This is a genomic window from Nocardioides sp. P4_G4 (genome assembly GCF_056401085.1).
Genome location: NZ_JBFUKA010000053.1, coordinates 1 through 16916 on the forward strand (window position 1 = coordinate 1; position 16916 = coordinate 16916).

General features: G+C 72.6%; 18 protein-coding genes. 7 read left to right on the plus strand and 11 right to left on the minus strand.

What is annotated here, in order from left to right:
- The 5 genes from AC1DQF_RS13485 to AC1DQF_RS13505 form a co-directional block, all read right to left on the minus strand.
- The coding region (locus AC1DQF_RS13485; RefSeq protein WP_477525730.1) for a molybdopterin cofactor-binding domain-containing protein at nt 1-892 on the minus strand (892 nt) is incomplete at its 3' end.
- Nucleotides 889-1389 (minus strand): (2Fe-2S)-binding protein, encoded by a 501-nt coding sequence (locus AC1DQF_RS13490; RefSeq protein ID WP_477525731.1) that lies wholly within the window; start codon nt 1387-1389, stop codon nt 889-891. The genes AC1DQF_RS13490 and AC1DQF_RS13485, both read right to left, overlap by 4 nt.
- On the minus strand, nt 1386-2240 hold the full coding sequence (locus AC1DQF_RS13495; RefSeq protein WP_477525732.1) for an FAD binding domain-containing protein: 855 nt from the start codon (nt 2238-2240) through the stop codon (nt 1386-1388). The genes AC1DQF_RS13490 and AC1DQF_RS13495 overlap by 4 nt, the downstream gene beginning before the upstream one ends.
- Nucleotides 2241-2245: 5 nt before the next feature.
- Complete coding sequence (locus tag AC1DQF_RS13500) at nt 2246-3616, minus strand: uracil-xanthine permease family protein (RefSeq protein ID WP_477525733.1); 1371 nt, start codon at nt 3614-3616, stop codon at nt 2246-2248.
- A gap of 462 nt (nt 3617-4078) precedes the next feature.
- Nucleotides 4079-5320: a PucR family transcriptional regulator gene (locus AC1DQF_RS13505; RefSeq protein ID WP_477525734.1), complete on the minus strand. Its 1242-nt coding sequence runs from the start codon at nt 5318-5320 to the stop codon at nt 4079-4081.
- Nucleotides 5321-5399: 79 nt separating this feature from the next.
- Here AC1DQF_RS13505 and AC1DQF_RS13510 point away from each other — a divergent pair, with 79 nt between their 5' ends.
- Genes AC1DQF_RS13510 through AC1DQF_RS13530 form a run of 5 tightly spaced genes read left to right on the plus strand, consistent with a single transcriptional unit; the run spans nt 5400 to nt 10402 of the window.
- Nucleotides 5400-6122 (plus strand): oxamate carbamoyltransferase subunit AllH family protein, encoded by a 723-nt coding sequence (locus AC1DQF_RS13510; RefSeq protein ID WP_477525735.1) that lies wholly within the window; start codon nt 5400-5402, stop codon nt 6120-6122.
- On the plus strand, nt 6119-7597 hold the full coding sequence (locus AC1DQF_RS13515) for an FdrA family protein (protein ID WP_477525736.1): 1479 nt from the start codon (nt 6119-6121) through the stop codon (nt 7595-7597). The genes AC1DQF_RS13510 and AC1DQF_RS13515 overlap by 4 nt, the downstream gene beginning before the upstream one ends.
- Nucleotides 7594-9060 (plus strand): YlbE family protein, encoded by a 1467-nt coding sequence (locus tag AC1DQF_RS13520; RefSeq protein WP_477525737.1) that lies wholly within the window; start codon nt 7594-7596, stop codon nt 9058-9060. Before AC1DQF_RS13515 ends, AC1DQF_RS13520 begins: the two co-directional genes overlap by 4 nt.
- Nucleotides 9061-9095: 35 nt before the next feature.
- Nucleotides 9096-9515: an SRPBCC domain-containing protein gene (locus tag AC1DQF_RS13525; RefSeq protein ID WP_477525738.1), complete on the plus strand. Its 420-nt coding sequence runs from the start codon at nt 9096-9098 to the stop codon at nt 9513-9515.
- Entirely contained in the window at nt 9512-10402 is an 891-nt protein-coding gene (locus tag AC1DQF_RS13530) for a GNAT family N-acetyltransferase (RefSeq protein ID WP_477525739.1), read from the plus strand. Before AC1DQF_RS13525 ends, AC1DQF_RS13530 begins: the two co-directional genes overlap by 4 nt.
- Before the next feature lie 23 nt (nt 10403-10425).
- Here the strand turns inward: AC1DQF_RS13530 and AC1DQF_RS13535 are convergent, their stop codons facing one another.
- Nucleotides 10426-11655, minus strand: coding sequence for a glucose-1-phosphate adenylyltransferase family protein (locus AC1DQF_RS13535; protein WP_477525740.1), 1230 nt, complete (start codon nt 11653-11655; stop codon nt 10426-10428).
- Between the two features lie 103 nt (nt 11656-11758).
- Between AC1DQF_RS13535 and nadA the strand changes: the two genes are divergently transcribed.
- Complete coding sequence (nadA, locus tag AC1DQF_RS13540) at nt 11759-12943, plus strand: quinolinate synthase NadA (RefSeq protein ID WP_477525741.1); 1185 nt, start codon at nt 11759-11761, stop codon at nt 12941-12943.
- A 435-nt stretch (nt 12944-13378) separates the two neighbouring features.
- Here nadA and AC1DQF_RS13545 read toward each other — a convergent pair whose 3' ends face one another.
- The 5 genes from AC1DQF_RS13545 to AC1DQF_RS13565 are packed head-to-tail and all read right to left on the minus strand — an operon-like array spanning nt 13379 to nt 16175.
- On the minus strand, nt 13379-13606 hold the full coding sequence (locus AC1DQF_RS13545) for a histidine kinase dimerization/phospho-acceptor domain-containing protein (RefSeq protein WP_477525742.1): 228 nt from the start codon (nt 13604-13606) through the stop codon (nt 13379-13381).
- Nucleotides 13603-14172 (minus strand): PspA-associated protein PspAB, encoded by a 570-nt coding sequence (pspAB, locus tag AC1DQF_RS13550; RefSeq protein WP_477525743.1) that lies wholly within the window; start codon nt 14170-14172, stop codon nt 13603-13605. The genes AC1DQF_RS13545 and pspAB overlap by 4 nt, the downstream gene beginning before the upstream one ends.
- Nucleotides 14172-15083 carry a zinc metalloprotease HtpX gene (gene htpX / locus AC1DQF_RS13555; RefSeq protein ID WP_477525744.1) on the minus strand — a complete coding sequence of 304 codons (912 nt, stop codon included), beginning with the start codon at nt 15081-15083 and terminating at the stop codon, nt 14172-14174. The genes pspAB and htpX overlap by 1 nt, the downstream gene beginning before the upstream one ends.
- Nucleotides 15084-15102: 19 nt before the next feature.
- Nucleotides 15103-15381: a PspA-associated protein PspAA gene (gene pspAA / locus AC1DQF_RS13560; RefSeq protein ID WP_457207182.1), complete on the minus strand. Its 279-nt coding sequence runs from the start codon at nt 15379-15381 to the stop codon at nt 15103-15105.
- Nucleotides 15378-16175, minus strand: a complete 798-nt coding sequence (locus AC1DQF_RS13565) for a PspA/IM30 family protein (RefSeq protein ID WP_477525745.1) — start codon at nt 16173-16175, stop codon at nt 15378-15380. Before AC1DQF_RS13565 ends, pspAA begins: the two co-directional genes overlap by 4 nt.
- A gap of 135 nt (nt 16176-16310) precedes the next feature.
- On the opposite strand from AC1DQF_RS13565, the gene AC1DQF_RS13570 reads away from it, so the two are divergent.
- Nucleotides 16311-16904, plus strand: coding sequence for a DUF3043 domain-containing protein (locus AC1DQF_RS13570; protein WP_477525746.1), 594 nt, complete (start codon nt 16311-16313; stop codon nt 16902-16904).
- The last annotated feature ends 12 nt before the right edge of the window (nt 16905-16916 follow it).

The window sequence follows — 16916 nt, forward strand, 5'->3', positions numbered from 1 at the left end:
CGTGGTGCACCTGCCCGCGCTCGTGGGCGGAGGAGATGAAGTGCTCGCGGCGGTCCTCGGTGAACTTCACGGGCCGGCCCAGCGCCCGCGCCGCCATCGGGACCAGGAGCTCCTCGGGCCAGGGGTGGTTGATCTTCACGCCGAACCCGCCCCCCACGTCGGGGGTGATCACGTCGACCTGCGCCAGGTCGAGACCCAGTCGGGCGGCCACGCAGCCCCGGACCCCCGTGGAGGTCTGGGTCGAGGTCCACACGGTCAGCCTGCTCGTGTCGGGGTCCCAGCGGGAGACGACTCCCCGGCCCTCCATCGGCTGGCAGGCGCTGCGCTCGATGGTCAGGTCGAGGGAGAGCCGGTGCGGGGCGGCCGCGATCGCCGCGGGGGCGTCGCCGTTGTGCTGCTCCATCCGGGCGCCGACGTTGCCGGGGACGTCGTCGTGCACGAGGTGGGTCGCAGCGCGGGCGGCCTCGATGCCGACCACCGGAGGCAGGAACTCGTAGCTGACCCGGATCCGGTCGACGGCGTCCTCGGCGACGTAGCGGTCCTCGGCGACCACGAACGCGATCGCCTCGCCGACGTGGTTGACCTCGTCCCTGGCGAGCGCGAACTGGGTGCGGCCGTGGGTGAGTGCGGGGTGCGGGATCAGCAGGGGCAGCGGGTCGGCCATCACGCCGTCGAGGTCGTCGTACGTCCAGACGGCGTGCACGCCGTCGAGGTCGAGGACGTCCGAGACGTCGATGTCGAGGATCCGGGCGTGGGCGTGCGGCGAGCGGAGGACGGCGGCGTGCAGGGTGGCCGGCCCGACGAGCACGTCGTCGACGTAGCGGCCGCGACCGCGGAGGAAGCGCTGGTCCTCGACGCGCGGCACCTTCTGGCCGAAGAGCTTCGTGGTCACGAGGCGCCGCCCTGGAGCTCGGCGGCGCGCAGGACCGCGGCGACGATGTTCTGGTAGCCGGTGCAGCGGCACAGGTTGCCGGCGATCATCTCCTGGGCCTCCTCGCGGGTGGGGTCGGGGTTGTCGCGCAGGCCGGCGGTGATGGTGGTCAGGAAGCCCGGCGTGCAGAACCCGCACTGGAGGCCGTGGCAGTCGGCGAAGGCCTGCTGCACCGGACCCAGCGAGTCGTCGGCCTCCGTCAGCCCCTCCACGGTGGTGATCTCGACGTCCTCGGAGGCCACCGCGAGCATCAGGCAGGACCGGGCGGGCGACCCGTCGACGAGCACCGTGCACGCACCGCAGACACCGTGCTCGCAGCCCACGTGGGTGCCGGTGAGGCCGCAGTCGTGCCGCAACGCGTCGGAGAGCAGCCGGCGGGGCTCGACCGAGATCGCGTGCGGGGCGCCGTTGACGCGCAGGGTGACGTCGTGGCGCTCGAGTCCAGCTGGGCGGGTCATCGGATCGGGCTCCTGGAGGATGCGTCGTCGAGGGCGGCGGTGACGACCCGTCGGGTCAGCACCCGGACGAGGTGGGCCCGGTAGTCGGCGGTGGCGTGGACGTCGGCCGTGGGGTCGAGGGAGGCGAGCGCCGCGTCCCCCGGGTCGGCCCCGGAGGCGACCGACTCGGTGAGGTCGACGACGACCGGGGTGTCGCTGACCGAGACGAAACCTGCGCGCACCTCGACGACCTGCTCGCCCTCACGACGTACGACGACCGCGACGCCGGCCATGGCGTAGTCGCCGTGGCGACGGGAGATCTCCTCGAACGCGACTCCCCCGCCGACCGGCAACGCCGGGAAGAACGCCGACGTGGCCACCTCGTCGTGGTGCAGCGAGGTCTCCAGCGGTCCCACGAAGAGGTCGGCGGCCTCGATCGTGCGCCGGCCCGCGGGGCCCTCGACGTCGACCGAGCCGTCCAGCAGCCGCAGCAGCACCGGCATCTCGGCCGCCGGGTCGGCGTGCACGACGGAGCCGACGGTCGTCCCACGGTTGCGGATCGTGGGGTGCGCGACGTGCGTGAGCGCCAGGCGCAGGAGCGGCTGGGAGGTGGCGGCCCCGTCGTCGGCGAGGACCTGGGCGTGGCGCGCGAGCGCACCGACCCGGACCCCGTCCGCGTCCACCTGGATCGAGTCCAGACCGGGGATGGCGCCGAGGTCGACGAGGGCGGACGGTGCCGCGAGCCGCATCGACAGCAGCGGGATCAGGGACTGCCCGCCCGCGAGCACCTTCGCGTCCGGGTCGGCCGCGAGGACGCGCACGGCCTCGGCGACCGTCCCGGGTCGGTGGTACGCGAAAGGAGCCGGCTTCACGGTGACTACTCCTTGTGGGAGACGGCCTGGCTGACGTGCCCAGTCTCGTCTCCCGAACGCCCGGAGACCATGTGGTAGAAGACGATGACCAGGATGGTCCCGAGCGCGATGCCGCTGAGCTCGAAGTCGTCGGTGACCTGCAAGGTGACGTTGCCGATGCCGGCGATGAGCCCCGCGGCCAGGCCGACCAGGTTGCGCGGCTCGCCGAAGTCGACATGGTTCTCGACCCAGATCTTGGCGCCGACGAGGCCGATCATCCCGTAGAGCACGACGGTGATACCGCCGAGCACGCCACCAGGGGTCGCGTTGACGACGGCCCCGAACTTCGGGCAGAGGCCGAGCAGGATGGCCACGACCGCCGCGACGTAGTAGGCGGCGGTCGAGTAGACCCGCGTGGCGCCCATGACGCCGATGTTCTCGGCGTACGTCGTCGTGGGCGAGCCACCGAAGGCGCTGGCCAGGGCGGTGGCGAGGCCGTCGGCGCCGATCGCCCGACCCATGTAGGGGTCGAGGTTCTCGCCGGTCATCTGCGCGACCGCCTTGACGTGGCCGGTGTTCTCCGCGACCAGTGCGATGACACCCGGCAGGACGAGCAGCACGAAGGTCAGCGAGACGCTCGGCCCGTGAACGACGGAGACCCCGTCCGACAGGGTGCCGCTGGGCAGGCCGATCCAGTCCGCCGCCTTCACACCGGCCCACGAGACGCGGTCGTGCTCGGTCGCCTCGGTCGCACCTCCGAGGACGGACGTGATCGGACCCAGGACCTTGTCGGCGATGAACGAGATCAGGTAGCCGAAGATCAGCGTCAGGAAGACCGCGATGCGCGACCAGAAGCCGGGCAGCACGACGGCCGCGAAGACCATGAAGGCGGCCGTCAGCAGGGCGATCCACTGGTCCTGGGGCCAGTAGATGCCCGCCACCACGGGAGCGAGGTTGAAGCCGATCAGCATGACCACGGCACCGGTCACCGCCGGCGGCAGGATGCGGTGGATCCACCGGGCGCCGGCGAAGTGCACCAGCAGGCCGACCAGCGCGAGCACGAGGCCGCCGATCAGGATCGCGCCGGTGACGTCGCTCGAGTCGCCGCCCTGGCCCCGGATAGCCGCGACGCTGGCCACGAACGAGGCGCTGGTGCCGAGGTAGCTGGGGACCTTGTTGGCGCAGATCAGCAGGAACATGATCGTGCAGATGCCCGAGAACATGATGGCGAGGTTGGGGTCCAGCCCCATGACCAGCGGGAAGACGAAGGTCGCCCCGAACATGGCCACGACGTGCTGGGCACCCAGGCCCACGGTCTTGCCCCACGGCAGTCTCTGGTGGGGGGCGACGGCCACTCCCGGCGCCGGATCCACCACGTCCCACTTGAACATCGACATCTGGGTTCCCTCCCTGGCACGTCTCCTGCGGCCCGCGACGACCACTCCGTGTGGCTCCACAAGGTAGTGGCGCTCATCAGACACCCTCACGGGCGAGAACTGCCGAAGGAACGCCGTCGGGGGTGGCAGAGGTTGGGGCGCGTCCTTCGTCCCGGTCGCCTCCTCTCACCCCGGTGGGCGGTGAGCCAGCCACATTCCTGGGCGGGCGCCCCGGTGGGCGGTGAGCCAGCCACATTCCTGGGCGGGCGCCCCGGTGGGCGGTGAGCCAGCCACATCCCTGCGCGCGCGCCCCGGTGGGCGGTGAGCCAGCCACATTCCTGCGCGCGAAAACGTGGCTGGGTCACCGCCCTCGAGCGTGTCGGGGGCGGCGCGCCGGGGCGGCGGTCGCCCAGCCACATCCTGGGTCCACAGAATGTGGCTGGCTCACCGCTCTCACGGGGGAACCGGAGCGACAGAGTCGCGTCAGGGCCCGAGGTCGAGGACGCGGAGGGCGACCGCCGCGTCGAGGCGCAGGTGCGGGTCGGTCGAGAGCGGCCCGAGGAGCCGCTCCAGCTTGCCGACCCGGTACCGCATCGTGTTGTAGTGGAAGAACTGCAGCCGCGCAGCCTCGGCGACGTTGAAGTTGGTGTCGAGCAGGACCTGCAACGTCTCGCGCAGGTCGACGGCCTCTGTCGACGTGCCGGCCAGGGGGCCGAGCACGTCGCTCGCGAACGCGCGGAGCTCGGCGGGGTCCGGCACGAGCGCGATGAGGCGGTGGACGCCGAGCTCGTCGAAGTACGTCGTGGAGCCGGGCCCGCGGAGACGCCGACCGATCTCCACGGACCGCCGGGCCTGGGCGTAGGCGCGTGGCAGGTCGTCCCGTGAGGTCGACTCGCGACTCACGCCCACCGTGAACGAGCGCCGGCCACCGCCCTTGTCACCGGTGACGGCGTCGACCACGCGGCGTACGACCTGGTGGCCGCGCGGGTCGTCGTCCTCCACCGACAGGAGGCACACCACCTCGGAGGAGAAGTCGGCCAGCGGGCTGGCCACCGCGAGCTCGCGGACCACCTGGCGCCACGCCCGCGCGAAGCGCTCCTGCCACTGCCGGTGCTGGTGGTTGGAGACCGGGCCCTCCTCGGCCGCGGTGGGATCGATCTCCGCGCAGACCACCACCGCGGGACGGGTCAGGTCCCAGTCGAAGGCGTCGAGGTGCTCCTCGACGTACGCCGCCGGACCCGGCCGCCCGAGGAGCAGGTCGCGCAGGAAGTCGGCCTGGTACTTGTTCTCGACGCCCGTGACGGCGTGCTCGCGGGTGATGAGGAGGGCCGCGATCGCCGCGGCGAGCTCGAGGTCGGCGGTGTCGGCGTCCGTGAACGGCGCCGAGGTCCGGCAGGCCACGAGCCGGGCCAGGTCGGCGCCCTCCGCCACGATGCGGACCACTCGCACCTCCCCCGCGCCCAGCGGCGACGGGGTGGAGGTCGCGCGCTCGACCCGGAAGCGACCGCTGGGATCGGTCCAGTCACCGGCCGTCAGGGCCTCCTCGACGGGCTCCGTCCTGGCGGCGGCTCGGACCCGGCCGTCGGTCGAGGTGACGAGCACCCCGGCGCCGAGCACCCGTCCGACCTCGGTGGCCACGCCGTCCAGGTCACCCCCGTCCACCACGAGGCGGGTCAGCGCGTCGTTGAGCCCGGGGGCGGCACCCGCTCCGTCAGCGATTATCAAGACTTGCACCTCTTCGTGGGGATCGTTGGCAACACCTCACATCGGCAAACCGTAGTGCCCGCACCTAGCGTGAACCAGCATGACGGTCGAACTCCCCGTGAGCGCCTCGCCGCGGCTGCGGGACCTCGTCGCCGGGCTCCCCGACTCGACCGTGACCGTGCTGCACCGCGGGGCCCACGCGATCTACCTCGACGTGGACGGCATCGGCTGCGTCGGCGTCCTCGGGGCCCGTGCCACCGCCGTCCCGTGCGGGCTGCGGCTGGCCGCTCCCACCGTGGCCCCCCTGCGTGGTGACCACGCGCTGGTCCGCGACGGGGTGCTGCGCGTCGACGGGACGGCCCTGCCCGTACGCCGTGCTGTGGACGTCGCGGTCCCCCTGCTCACCCCCGCCGGCAGAGCCGCACCCGTCACGCCGGTCCGGTTGACGGAGCTGGCCGTCACCCCCCAGCGGCCCGAGCGCCTCGTGGGCCGCGGCAGCGGCCTCACCCCCCTCGGCGACGACGTGCTGTGCGGTTGGATCGCGATCCACCGCGCCGCTGGCCTCGACACCCCCGACCACGACACCCGGGTCCGGGCCCTCCTGCCGCGCACCACGCGGCTGTCGGCGGCGCTGCTGGAGTGCGCGCTGCGTGGTGAGGTGCTGCCGCAGTTCGCGGCGTACGTCGCTGCCCTGGGCACCCCGGCCGAGCACACCGCGACCACCGACCTCGCCGCCGTCGGGCACACCTCGGGCCTCGGGCTGCTGGCCGGCGCGGTCGCTGCCCGTCAGCACCTCCTCGACACCGGAAGGCACGCCGCATGACCACCACGAAGGGTCGCGACCTCGTCGAGCTGCGCCGGGGCGCCTACGCCGACTCCGTGGCGCTGCTCCAGCTGAGCCGCACCGTCCAGGGCATCGCCGGCGTCGAGACCGCCCAGGTCGCGATGGCGACCACGCTCAACCTCGAGGTGCTTGCCCAGATGGGCTTCACCGTCCCGTCCGGGGCGACGCCCAACGAGATGGTGGTCGCGCTCCGACTGGCGCCCGACGCGCCCGACGCGGTCGTGGCCGAGGTCGAGGAGGCCATCACCACGGCCCTGACCACGCGCGCTCCGTCGGCGAGCGCGGACGTCGCGCCGCCCCGCACGACCGCGATCGCCCTGCGGGGCACGACCGACGGCGTGGTGCTCGTCTCCGTCCCGGGCGCCAGCGCGCTCGTGGAGGCGATGGACGCCGTCGACGCCGGTCGCGACGTGATGGTCTTCAGCGACAACGTGCCCGTGGCCCAGGAGGTCGCGCTCAAGCGGGCCGCCGCACAGCGCGGCGTCCTCGTGATGGGACCCGACTGCGGGACCGCGGTCGTCGGAGGGCTCGGCCTCGGCTTCGCCAATGCGACGTCCCCCGGACCGGTGGCCCTCGTGGCCGCCTCCGGCACCGGCTGCCAGCAGCTGCTCTGCCTGCTCGACCACGCCGGCGTCGGGGTCACCCACGCCCTGGGCGTCGGCGGCCGGGACCTGTCGACGGCGGTCGGCGGGCTCTCGACCCGGGCCGCGCTGGCCCGGCTCGACGCCGACGACTCGGTGGAGCTGATCGTGCTCGTCTCCAAGCCACCCGCCGACGAGGTCGCCGCAGACATCGAGGCGTACGCCGCCGGGCTCGGCACCCCGGTCGAGCTCGCGTTCCTGGGGCCGGGTCGCCCCGACCTGACGACGGCGGCCGAGGCGGTGCTGCGTCGCCTGGGCGCGGACGTCCCCGAGTGGCCGACGTACCTCCCCGCCGTCCCGCGGGCGTCGAGCGGCGGCCACCTGCGCGGGCTCTTCGTGGGCGGCACCCTGTGCGACGAGGCGATGCTCGTCGCCGCCGCCGGGCTGGGGCCCATCCGCAGCAACATCCCGCTCTCCCCCGAGCTGGCCCTCGGCCCCGACCTGACCGCCGACACCCACACGATGGTCGACTTCGGCGACGACGCCCTCACGGCCGGGCGGGCGCACCCGATGATCGACCAGACGCTGCGCCTCGAGCACCTCGCCCGGGCCGCCGCCGACCCGTCGACCGGGGTGCTGCTCCTCGACGTCGTCCTCGGCCACGGCGCCGAACCCGACCCGGCGACGCTCCTCGCACCGGCGCTGGCGGTGATCACCCAGCCGGTGGTCGTGGCCGTCGTCGGCACGACGCACGACCCCCAGGACCTCGACCGCCAGGTGCAGGCACTGGTCGGTGCCGGCGCCGAGGTCCACCTGTCCAACGCCGCCGCGACCCGGCGAGCGGTCGCCCTGACGATCGGCGGGACCGCATGACCACCCCTACACACATCGTCGCCGCAGGCGCCCCCACGCACATCGTCGCCGCGGGCGCCCCCACACACATCGTCGCCGCAGGCGCCGACACACACATCGTCGCCGCAGGCGCAGACATGTTGGCCGACGCGGTGGAGGGCCAGGCGATGCCGGTCACCCGCGTCGACTGGCGCCCGCCGATGGCCGGCACCGAGGGCGACCTGGCCACCGTCGCCACCGACCCTCGCCGCCGGGCGGCCAMCGAGCGCGCGCTCGCCGCCATGCTCGGCGTCTCGGCCACCCTCGTCGACGTCGCTCCCGCCTCCGAGGTGCTCGGCCTGGAGCCCGGCCAGTTCCTGCACGCGGGACCGCCCATCGCGTGGGCCCGCACGGCCGGTCCACTCCGGGGGGCGCTGATGGGCGGGGCTGCGTTCGAGGGGCTCGTCGCCGACCCGGAGGACGCGGTCGCACTCTTCGAAGAGGGCCGGTCTGTGACCCTCGAGCCCTGCCACCACCGCTCCACCGTCGGGCCGATGGCCGGCGTGGTCACCCCGTCGATGTGGATGTTCGTGCTGGAGGACCCGACCACCGGGCGGCGTACCCACTGCTCGCTCAACGAGGGCCTCGGCAAGGTGCTGCGGTACGGCGCCTACGGACCGGACGTGCTGGAGCGGCTGCGCTGGATGTCCGCGGTGCTCGGGCCGCTGCTGCGTACGGCCGTGCGCGCCAGCGACCCGGTCGACGTGACGGGGATCCTGACCCAGATGCTCCAGATGGGCGACGAGGCCCACAACCGCAACCGCGCCGGGACCCTGATGCTCCTGCGCGACCTCGCGCCGGCGATGGCGGCCAGTGGCGCCGACACCGCCGACATCGCCGCTTCGTTGCGCTTCATCGGTGGCAACGACCACTTCTTCCTCAACCTCGCGATGCCGGCGTGCAAGCTCGCGCTCGACGCGGCCCGGGACATCGAGGGCTCGACCATGGTCGTCGCGATGGCCCGCAACGGCACCGACTTCGGCATCCAGGTCTCCGGCACCGGCGACGAGTGGTTCACCGGTCCGGCCCAGGTGGCCGAGGGGCTGTTCCTCGGCGACTACGGACCCGACGACGCCAACCCGGACATCGGCGACTCGGCCATCACCGAGACGGCCGGCATCGGCGGCTTCGCGATGGCGACCGCACCCGCGATCGTGCGGCTCGTCGGCGGCACGGTGCCCGACGCCCTCGCGACCACGCGCCGGATGCACGAGATCACGCTCGGCGAGAACCCCCGCTGGTCCGTGCCGGTCCTCGACTTCCAGGGCACCCCGAGCGGCATCGACGTCACCCGCGTCTGCCGCACGGGCATCCTCCCGCAGATCAACACCGGGATGGCCGGCAAGCGGGCCGGCGTGGGGCAGGTGGGCGCCGGTCTCGTCACGCCGCCGGCCGAGATCTTCCCTGCGGCCCTGGCCGGCCTCGCGGCGCGCGTGCCGGGCTGACGTCGTGCACGCGTCCCATGCGTGAGGATGGGCTCATGCCCCTCGACCCGATCGTCTGCGAGACCGTCGTCCCGGTGACCCCCACCCAGGCGTTCGTGGGCTTCACCGCCCAGATGGGTGAGTGGTGGGACCCCATGCTCAGCCCGGACCCGGCGACGTACTCGAGCATCGAGATCGACCCGGAGGGCGACGTCGCGACCGTCCACGACGACGGCGAGCGCTACGTGTGGGGTCGGGTGACGACCTGGGAGCCGCTGGGGCACTTCGGCCAGGAGTTCTGGCTGGGGCACGAGAAGGCCGAGGCCACCAGGCTCGACGTGACGTTCGCCGAGGAGGGCGCCGGCACCCTCGTCCGCCTCGAGCACGGCGGCTGGGCCGACGGCTCCGAGGAGGTCCGCGCGAAGTACATGCACTGGGACGACCTGCTCGCCCGCTTCGCCGCCCACGTGTCGTGACCGCTGGACTCCTCCTCCGGCCGGCCCGGGAGTCGGATCTCGCGGCGATGGCGGACCTGACGGGTCAGGCCTACTACGAGGTGGACCGGCGGACCTTCCAGCGGGACTGGGCGGACCCGTCTCCCCGCCCGCCGGAACGCAACGTCGCGTGGGCACGGCGGACGGCCCACGCCCTGGCGACCGACCCCGAGGGCTGCTGGGTCGCCGAGCTCGACGGTCGGCTCGTGGGCTGCGCGGTCTCGCGCGTCCGCGAGCTGATGTGGATCCTGTCGTCCTTCGCGGTGGCGCCGGACGTGCAGGGCCGGGGCATCGGGACCCAGCTGCTGGCCGCGGCCCTGCACCACGGCCGCGGCTGCCTGCGCGGGATGTTCGCCGCGAGCGCGGACCCGGCCGCCGTGCGCCGCTACCGCCTGGCGGGCTTCACCCTGCACCCGCAGATGTTCRTCACCGGGACCGTCGACCGCGACGCCCTGCCACTGGTCGAGCGGGTCCGGGAGGGCAGCGCCAGCGACATCGACCTCATGGACTCGGTCGACCGGCAGACCCGCGGGGCCGCCCACCTCTCCGACCACGAGGCGCTCCTCGAGCAGTTCCGTCTGCTCGTCTGCGAGACGTCGTCGAGCCAGGGCTACGCGTACGTCAGCGGTGACGGGTCGCCCGTCCTGGTCGCGGCGACCACGCGGCGTACGGCCACGGACCTGGTGTGGGAGGCCTTCGGATCGTCGGCACCCGGGTCCACGGTCTCGCTGCACCACATCACCGCCGCCAACCAGTGGGCCATCGACGTCGGGCTCGCGGCCCGGCTCTCGGTGCACACCAGCGGCTACCTGTGCCTGCGCGGGATGAAGCCGCCGGCGCCCTACGTGCCCCACGGCTCCCTGCTCTGACCCAGGCGGTCCCGCTGGTACCTCTAGCTGGTGGAGGTGCCCGGCTCCAGGCGCGCGCCCGCGGCGATCTCTCCCCCGACCCGGCAATCGCGGCCGGCCAGCACCACGTCCTGGTCACGAGCGAGGCGGGCGTCGGGCTCCTCCCCCACCCGGGCTCCCGCCAGCACCTCGCAGCGCTCGTCGAGGATCGCGGTCCGGACGTGGGCACCGGACCGCACCACGCAGTCCTCCATGAGCACGCTGTCGCGCACGACGGCCCCCTTCTCCACGACCACCCCGGGGCCGAGCACGCTGCCGACGACCTCGCCGGAGACGTGGCACCCCGGGGAGAGCATCGAGTCCGAGACCACGCCGGTCGAGGAGACCCGTGCGGCGGGACGGTCGGGCCAGTGCGAGATGACCGGCCTCGTGTCGTGGTCGAACACGTCGACCCGGCCGGCGAGGAGGTCCCGGTGCGACTGGAGGTAGAGAGCGGGCTGGCCGACGTCGCGCCAGTAGCCGCTCATCGGCACGGCCACGGCCCTGCCGGTCTCGACCAGCCGGGGCAGGACGTGCTCGCCGAAGTCGCCCAGGCCGCTGTCGTCACCCTCCTGGTCGCCGGCCAGCTCGGCCCGCAGCCGGCGCAGCGTCTCGAGCAGGACGGCGGTGTCGTAGATGAACACCTCGGTGGCGATCGTCCCGCTGGAGGGACGAGACGGCTTGTGCTCGATCGCCGTGATCGTGCCGTCGGCGTCGGCGATCACGACCACGTTGTCCGAGGCGTCCTTCTTGGTGACCTCGGTCGTGAGCACCGTGGCCGCCCGACCGGCGGCGACGTGGTCCTCGATGACCGGTGCCAGGTCCATGTTGAAGACGTGGTCGGCGCTGCAGACCACGAGGGTGGGCGCGCCGAAGGCCTCCAGGTCGGCGGACATGCGCAGCAGCAGGTCTCCGTTGCCGTGCGCGAAGCCGCTCTCGGTCGCGGGGCCGGTGCCGGTCTGGGGGACCATGCGGCGGAACCCGCCACGGTTGCGGTCCAGGCTCCACGGCCGGCCTCCGGAGAGGTATTCGTCGATCGACGTCACCTGGTACTCCAGCGACACCCACACGTCGACCAGGTCGGCGTGCACCAGCGCCGAGAGGGCGAAGTCGACCAGCCGGTGGACGCCGCCGTACGGGAGCGCGGGCTTGGCGCGCTCACGGGTGAGCACGTCCATCCGGCCGCCCTGGCCGCCCGCCTGCACCAGTGCCAGGACCTCGCCTCGTCGTGCCATCGTGCTCTCCTCGCGCCGGACCCGCCGGTGGTCGTCGCCGGCGTGGTGTGCACACCCTCGCACGCGGGCCGGAACGCCGGTGAGGGCCACCTAGGATGGGGGCATGAGCCTCGTCGACCTCCCGCTCCTCCCCCTCGGCAAGGGCCGCGACCTCGGCGCCGAGCGTGGCGTGGAGTGCCCCGGTGACCTGCCGGCCGCCTCCGATCCCGACCTGGTCGAGCGGGCCCGTGCGGCCAAGGCCGCGCTCGGCGATCGTCTCTTCGTGCTGGGCCACCACTACCAGCGCGACGAGGTCATCGAGTTCGCCGACGTCACGGGCGACTCCTTCAAGCTGGCCCGCGACGCCGCCGGGCGACCGGACGCCGAGTTCATCGTCTTCTGCGGCGTGCACTTCATGGCCGAGTCCGCCGACATCCTGACCTCCCCCGACCAGGCGGTCGTGCTGCCGGACCTGGCCGCCGGTTGCTCGATGGCCGACATGGCCCGACTGGCCCAGGTCGAGGACGCCTGGGACGCGATGGCGGACGCCGGCATCCAGGACAGCGTCGTACCGGTCACGTACATGAACTCCAGCGCCGACATCAAGGCGTTCTGCGGCCGCAACGGCGGCGTCGTCTGCACGTCGTCCAACGCCGACGTGGCCCTGGAGTGGGCCCTCGCGCAGAAGGCCGATCTCGCCGACGGCGCCAAGATCCTCTTCCTCCCCGACCAGCACCTCGGTCGCAACACCGCGGTCCTCCAGATGGGCATGTCGCTCGACGAGTGCGTCGTGTGGGACCCGCTGCAGCCGGGCGGCGGGCTCACCGCCGAGGAGCTGCGCGACGCGCGGATGATCCTGTGGAAGGGCCACTGCTCGGTGCACGGCCGCTTCAGCGAGGACGTCGTCGACGAGCTGCGCGCCAAGCACGCCGGCATCAAGATCCTGGTGCACCCCGAGTGCCGGCACGAGGTGGTCCTCAAGGCCGACCTGGTGGGCTCGACCGAGTTCATCATCAAGACCATCGAGGCCGCGGAGCCCGGCACCACGTGGGCCATCGGCACCGAGCTGAACCTGGTCAAGCGGCTGGCCGACGCGCACCCGGACAAGACGATCGTCTTCCTCGACCGCAACGTCTGCTACTGCTCGACGATGAACCGCATCGACCTGCCGCACCTGGTATGGGCGATGGAGTCGCTGGTCGCCGGGCAGGTCGTCAACCGGATCACCGTCGACCCCGACACCGAGCGCGACGCCCTGGTCGCGCTGCAGCGGATGCTGGACCTGCCGGGCAAGTCGCACCGCGACTGAGGGGTGCAGCGCACCGCGACCGAGGGGTGCAGCGCGCCGCGTCCGAGGCTCGCCGCCCCCGCGGGCGGTGCACCAGCCACATTCCGCGAGCGCGGGACGTGGCTCACGCACCCCCGTCGTACGGCGACACGTGTCGGCCAGCCGGGGCGGTACCCCAGCCACGTTCCACGTCCGGGAAAGGTGGCTCACTCACCGCCCCGGACGGGGGCCGGCGCCACGCACCGCGACTGACGGGTCCAGCTCGCCGCCACCGCGGGCGGTGCACCAGCCACATTCGGCGAGCGCGGGACGTGGCTCACGCACCCCCGTCGTACGGCGACACGTGTCGGCCGGCCGGGGCGGTACCCCAGCCACGTTCCACGTCCGGGAAAGGTGGCTCACTCACCGCCCCGGACGGGGCATGCACCAGCCACGCGCGGACGAGCGGACGAGCGGTCAGCCCTCGACCGGCCACTCGGCGGCCCGGGAGGGCAGGGTGTCGAGCGCCTCGCTGAGGCGTTCGGCGCTGCGCAGGGCTCGGCCGATCAGGTCGGCGACGTCGTCACCGCCGTCGGCGATCTCCTCCTGCGCCAGCTCCAGGGCGAGGGTCACCGCGGCTACCGGGTTCTGGAGGTCGTGGCGGGTCCTCCGGGAGAAGGCCACCAGGTCGTCACGGGAGGTCACAGTCCGGGAGCATTCCACAGCGCGAGCCACCGCTGCATGTCCCGCTCCATGGGGAGCTCGGCGGTGAGCTGGTCGCGTACGGCGATCTCGGTGAGGTTGTCGCGCTGGTGCGGGCCCGTCGGGGCGAAGGCGTAGAACGTCCCCTGCTTGTAGAGGTAGACGAGGCCGAAGGTCCGGTCGTGGCCGGTGAAGCCCACCATCGAGCACAGCAGACCGGCCGCGAAGCCCTGCTCCTCCAGCAGCGTGTTGACCGCGTGCAGGTCGGTGCAGAGCCCGGACACGTCCGCCGGGTCGCCCTGCACGACCAGCCACGTGAAGCCGAAGTCGTCGCGGGTGACGGTGACGTCGGGCGCCTCGGGGTCGTCGTTGATCAGACCGGTGATCTCGTCCTGGGTCCGGTCGAAGGCGGCCCCCGCGGCGGAGCGGTAGCAGACCGAGCCGACGCCGGTGGGCAGGTAGCCGGCGGCGGTCTCCAGGGTGATCGCAGCGCTGGGCACGAGGAACAGGGCGTCCAGGTCGTTGGCCGCCTCGCGACGGCGGCCGGTGACGGCGTCGAGCCAGCGCATCAGGTCGTCGGCCGGCCGAGCTCGGCCTGGATCCGGGCGAGCTGCTCGAGGCGCTGCTCGAGGGACGGGTGCGTGGCGCTGAGGGTCTTGAGGCTGACCCCGCGCAYGGCCGGGACGATGAAGAGCGAGTTGACCGCGCGGCTGGAGCGGAGGTCCTTCTGCGGGATCGCGTCGGCGCCGCCCGAGATCTTGGTCAGGGCGGAGGCGAGGGCCTGGGGGTTCATCGTCAGGTAGGCCCCGGACCGGTCGGCGCACAGCTCGCGGTAGCGCGACAGCAGGCGCAGTAGCACGAAGCTGATGGCGTAGACGACCAGGCTGATCGCGATCGCGAAGAGCACCGCGGGGGCACCGCCGTTGTTGTTGCCGCGACGGCCGAGGGCCCCGAACTGGGCCCCGCGGGTGAGCATGCCCGCGGCGATCCCGGCCGAGGAGGCGATGGTCATGACCAGCACGTCGCGGTGGGCGACATGGCTGAGCTCGTGGGCCAGGACGGCCTCGAGCTCCTCGGCGTCCAGGGTCTTCAGGATGCCGGTCGTGACGCAGACGACCGCCCGGTCGGGCGAGCGCCCGGTGGCGAAGGCGTTGGGCAGCGCCATGTCGGCGATGCCCACCCGCGGCTTGGGCATGTCGGCGAGGGCGCAGAGCCGGTCGATCATGCCGTGCAGCTCCGGGGCCTCCTCCGGCGTCACCTCGCGGGCGCGCATCGCCCTCATCGCCACCTTGTCGGAGGACCACCACTGGTAGAACGCCACCCCGATGCCGCCCACGCCGATCAGGAACGCGAGTCCGGGGCTGCGGACGGCGTACATCATCCCGACGACGAGCGCGACGAAGAGCGCGCCGAGCAGGAACATGACCAGGGTCATGCGGGCGGTCAGGCCCGAGTCCTTGATGAAGCGGTTGGTGGCCATCGGATCGGTGCGTGCTCCCTCAGCCGGGGATGAGGCCGTCGTCGGCCAGGAGCTCGCGCACCTCGTCGATGGTGGCGTCGCCGGGCGGCAGGATCAGGTCGGACTCGTCCAGGGAGTCGTCCGGGTGGTGCGTGCCGTGGTCGCGCACCCCGGCCAGCAGTGCCGCCAGGGCGGCGCGGAACTCGGCCTCGTCGCCGGCCTCGACCGTGGTCTCGACCGCACGGTCGAGCTCGTTGAGCGCCGCCACCGAATCGTCCGGGACGTCGTACTGGCCCTCGCCGAGGATGCGGACGATCACGCCTGGCCTCCCTCGGAGACCGGGCGCTGGACGGGCTGCGCGGGCGACGACTCGTCGAGGATGTCGTTGTCGTCGCCGGCCTCGATGGCCTGCGGCTGCGAGGCACCCTTGAGGCGGGCGAGCTCGGCCTCGACGTCGGACTGGCTGCTCAGCGCGTCGAGCTCGCGTGCGATGTCGTCGCCGGAGTTGGTGGCGGTGACGTCGTCGAGGGCACCCGAGGCGATCAGCTCGTCGATGGCCCCGGCCCGGGCCTGCATCGAGGCCGTCTTGTCCTCGGCCCGCTGGATGGCCATGCCGACGTCGCCCATCTCCTCGCCGATGCCGGAGACGGCCTCGCCGATGCGGGTCTGGGCCTCCGCGGCGGTGTAGTTGGCCTTGATGGTCTCCTTGCGGGTGCGGAACGCCTCGACCTTGGCCTGGAGACGCTGCTGCGCCAGCACCAGCTTCTCCTCCTCGCCCTGGAGGTTGGCGTGCTGCGCCTTGAGGTCGGTGATCTGCGAGGTGAGCCCCGACTTGCGGGTCAGGGCCTCACGCGCGAGGTCCTCGCGGCCGGCGCCGATGGCCTTCTCGGCCTGGCCCTGCAGCTTGGTCGACTGCTGCTCGAGCTGGTTGATCTGCAGCTCCACGCGCTTGCGGCTGGTGGCGACGTCGGCCACGCCACGGCGTACCTTGCTCAGCAGCTCGAGCTGACGCTGGTAGCTGTAGTCCAGCGTCTGGCGCGGGTCCTCAGCCTTGTCGAGCGCCTGGTTGGCCTTGGACTTGAAGATCAGGCTGATCCGCTTCATGAGACTCATGGGGGTGCGGCCCCTCTCGTGTGATGTCACCCTCGTGTATGTGTCTTCACCCTAGGACCAAACCCAAGGCGCAGGTAGGTGGGGCCGACGCCGGTAGGCTGGGGTGGTCAGCACACTCACGTCAAAGGGTCCCCGTTGTTCCGTCGCAGCAAGTCCGAGTCCACCTCCTCCGTGGAGACCGACGCCCCCGACACCAAGGTGAGCGGCAAGGGGCGACCCACGCCGTCTCGCCGCGAGGCCGAGGCCGCCGCCAAGGCCCGCGCGAAGACCCCGCGCACCCGCAAGGAGCAGGCCGCCGCCCAGCGCGCCGCCCGCGGCGAGTCGAGCTCGAGGGTCCGCCAGGCGATGAGGAGCGGCGACGAGCGCTATCTCCCGCCGCGGGACAAGGGCCCGGTACGCCGCTTCATCCGCGACTTCGTGGACGTGCGCTTCTCGTTCATCGAGCTGATGGTGCCGCTCCTGATCCTGACCATGATCCTGGGCTACTCCGGCAACAGCTACCTGGCGAACGTCGGCAACACGATCCTGCTCGGGACGCTGCTGCTGGTGGTCATCGACATGCTGACACTCCGTTTCCGGCTGCGCCGCCAGCTCGCCAGCCGCTTCCCGGACGAGCCGCTCAAGGGCACGACCTACTACGCCGTGATGCGGGCGCTGCAGATGAAGTTCATGCGGATGCCCAAGGCGCAGGTCAAGATCGGCCAGAAGCTGCCCGAGCACTACCGCTGACCCGTCGCGACC

Bases quoted from the DNA above. Each gene is read 5' to 3' on its own strand.
- AC1DQF_RS13490 (WP_477525731.1), bottom strand. From the start codon at position 1,389: ATGACCCGCCCAGCTGGACTCGAGCGCCACGACGTCACCCTGCGCGTC.
- AC1DQF_RS13500 (WP_477525733.1), bottom strand. From the start codon at position 3,616: ATGTCGATGTTCAAGTGGGACGTGGTGGATCCGGCGCCGGGAGTGGCC.
- AC1DQF_RS13510 (WP_477525735.1), top strand. From the start codon at position 5,400: ATGACGGTCGAACTCCCCGTGAGCGCCTCGCCGCGGCTGCGGGACCTC.
- AC1DQF_RS13515 (WP_477525736.1), top strand. From the start codon at position 6,119: ATGACCACCACGAAGGGTCGCGACCTCGTCGAGCTGCGCCGGGGCGCC.
- AC1DQF_RS13525 (WP_477525738.1), top strand. From the start codon at position 9,096: ATGCCCCTCGACCCGATCGTCTGCGAGACCGTCGTCCCGGTGACCCCC.
- AC1DQF_RS13535 (WP_477525740.1), bottom strand. From the start codon at position 11,655: ATGGCACGACGAGGCGAGGTCCTGGCACTGGTGCAGGCGGGCGGCCAG.
- nadA (WP_477525741.1), top strand. From the start codon at position 11,759: ATGAGCCTCGTCGACCTCCCGCTCCTCCCCCTCGGCAAGGGCCGCGAC.
- pspAB (WP_477525743.1), bottom strand. From the start codon at position 14,172: ATGCGCTGGCTCGACGCCGTCACCGGCCGCCGTCGCGAGGCGGCCAAC.
- AC1DQF_RS13565 (WP_477525745.1), bottom strand. From the start codon at position 16,175: ATGAGTCTCATGAAGCGGATCAGCCTGATCTTCAAGTCCAAGGCCAAC.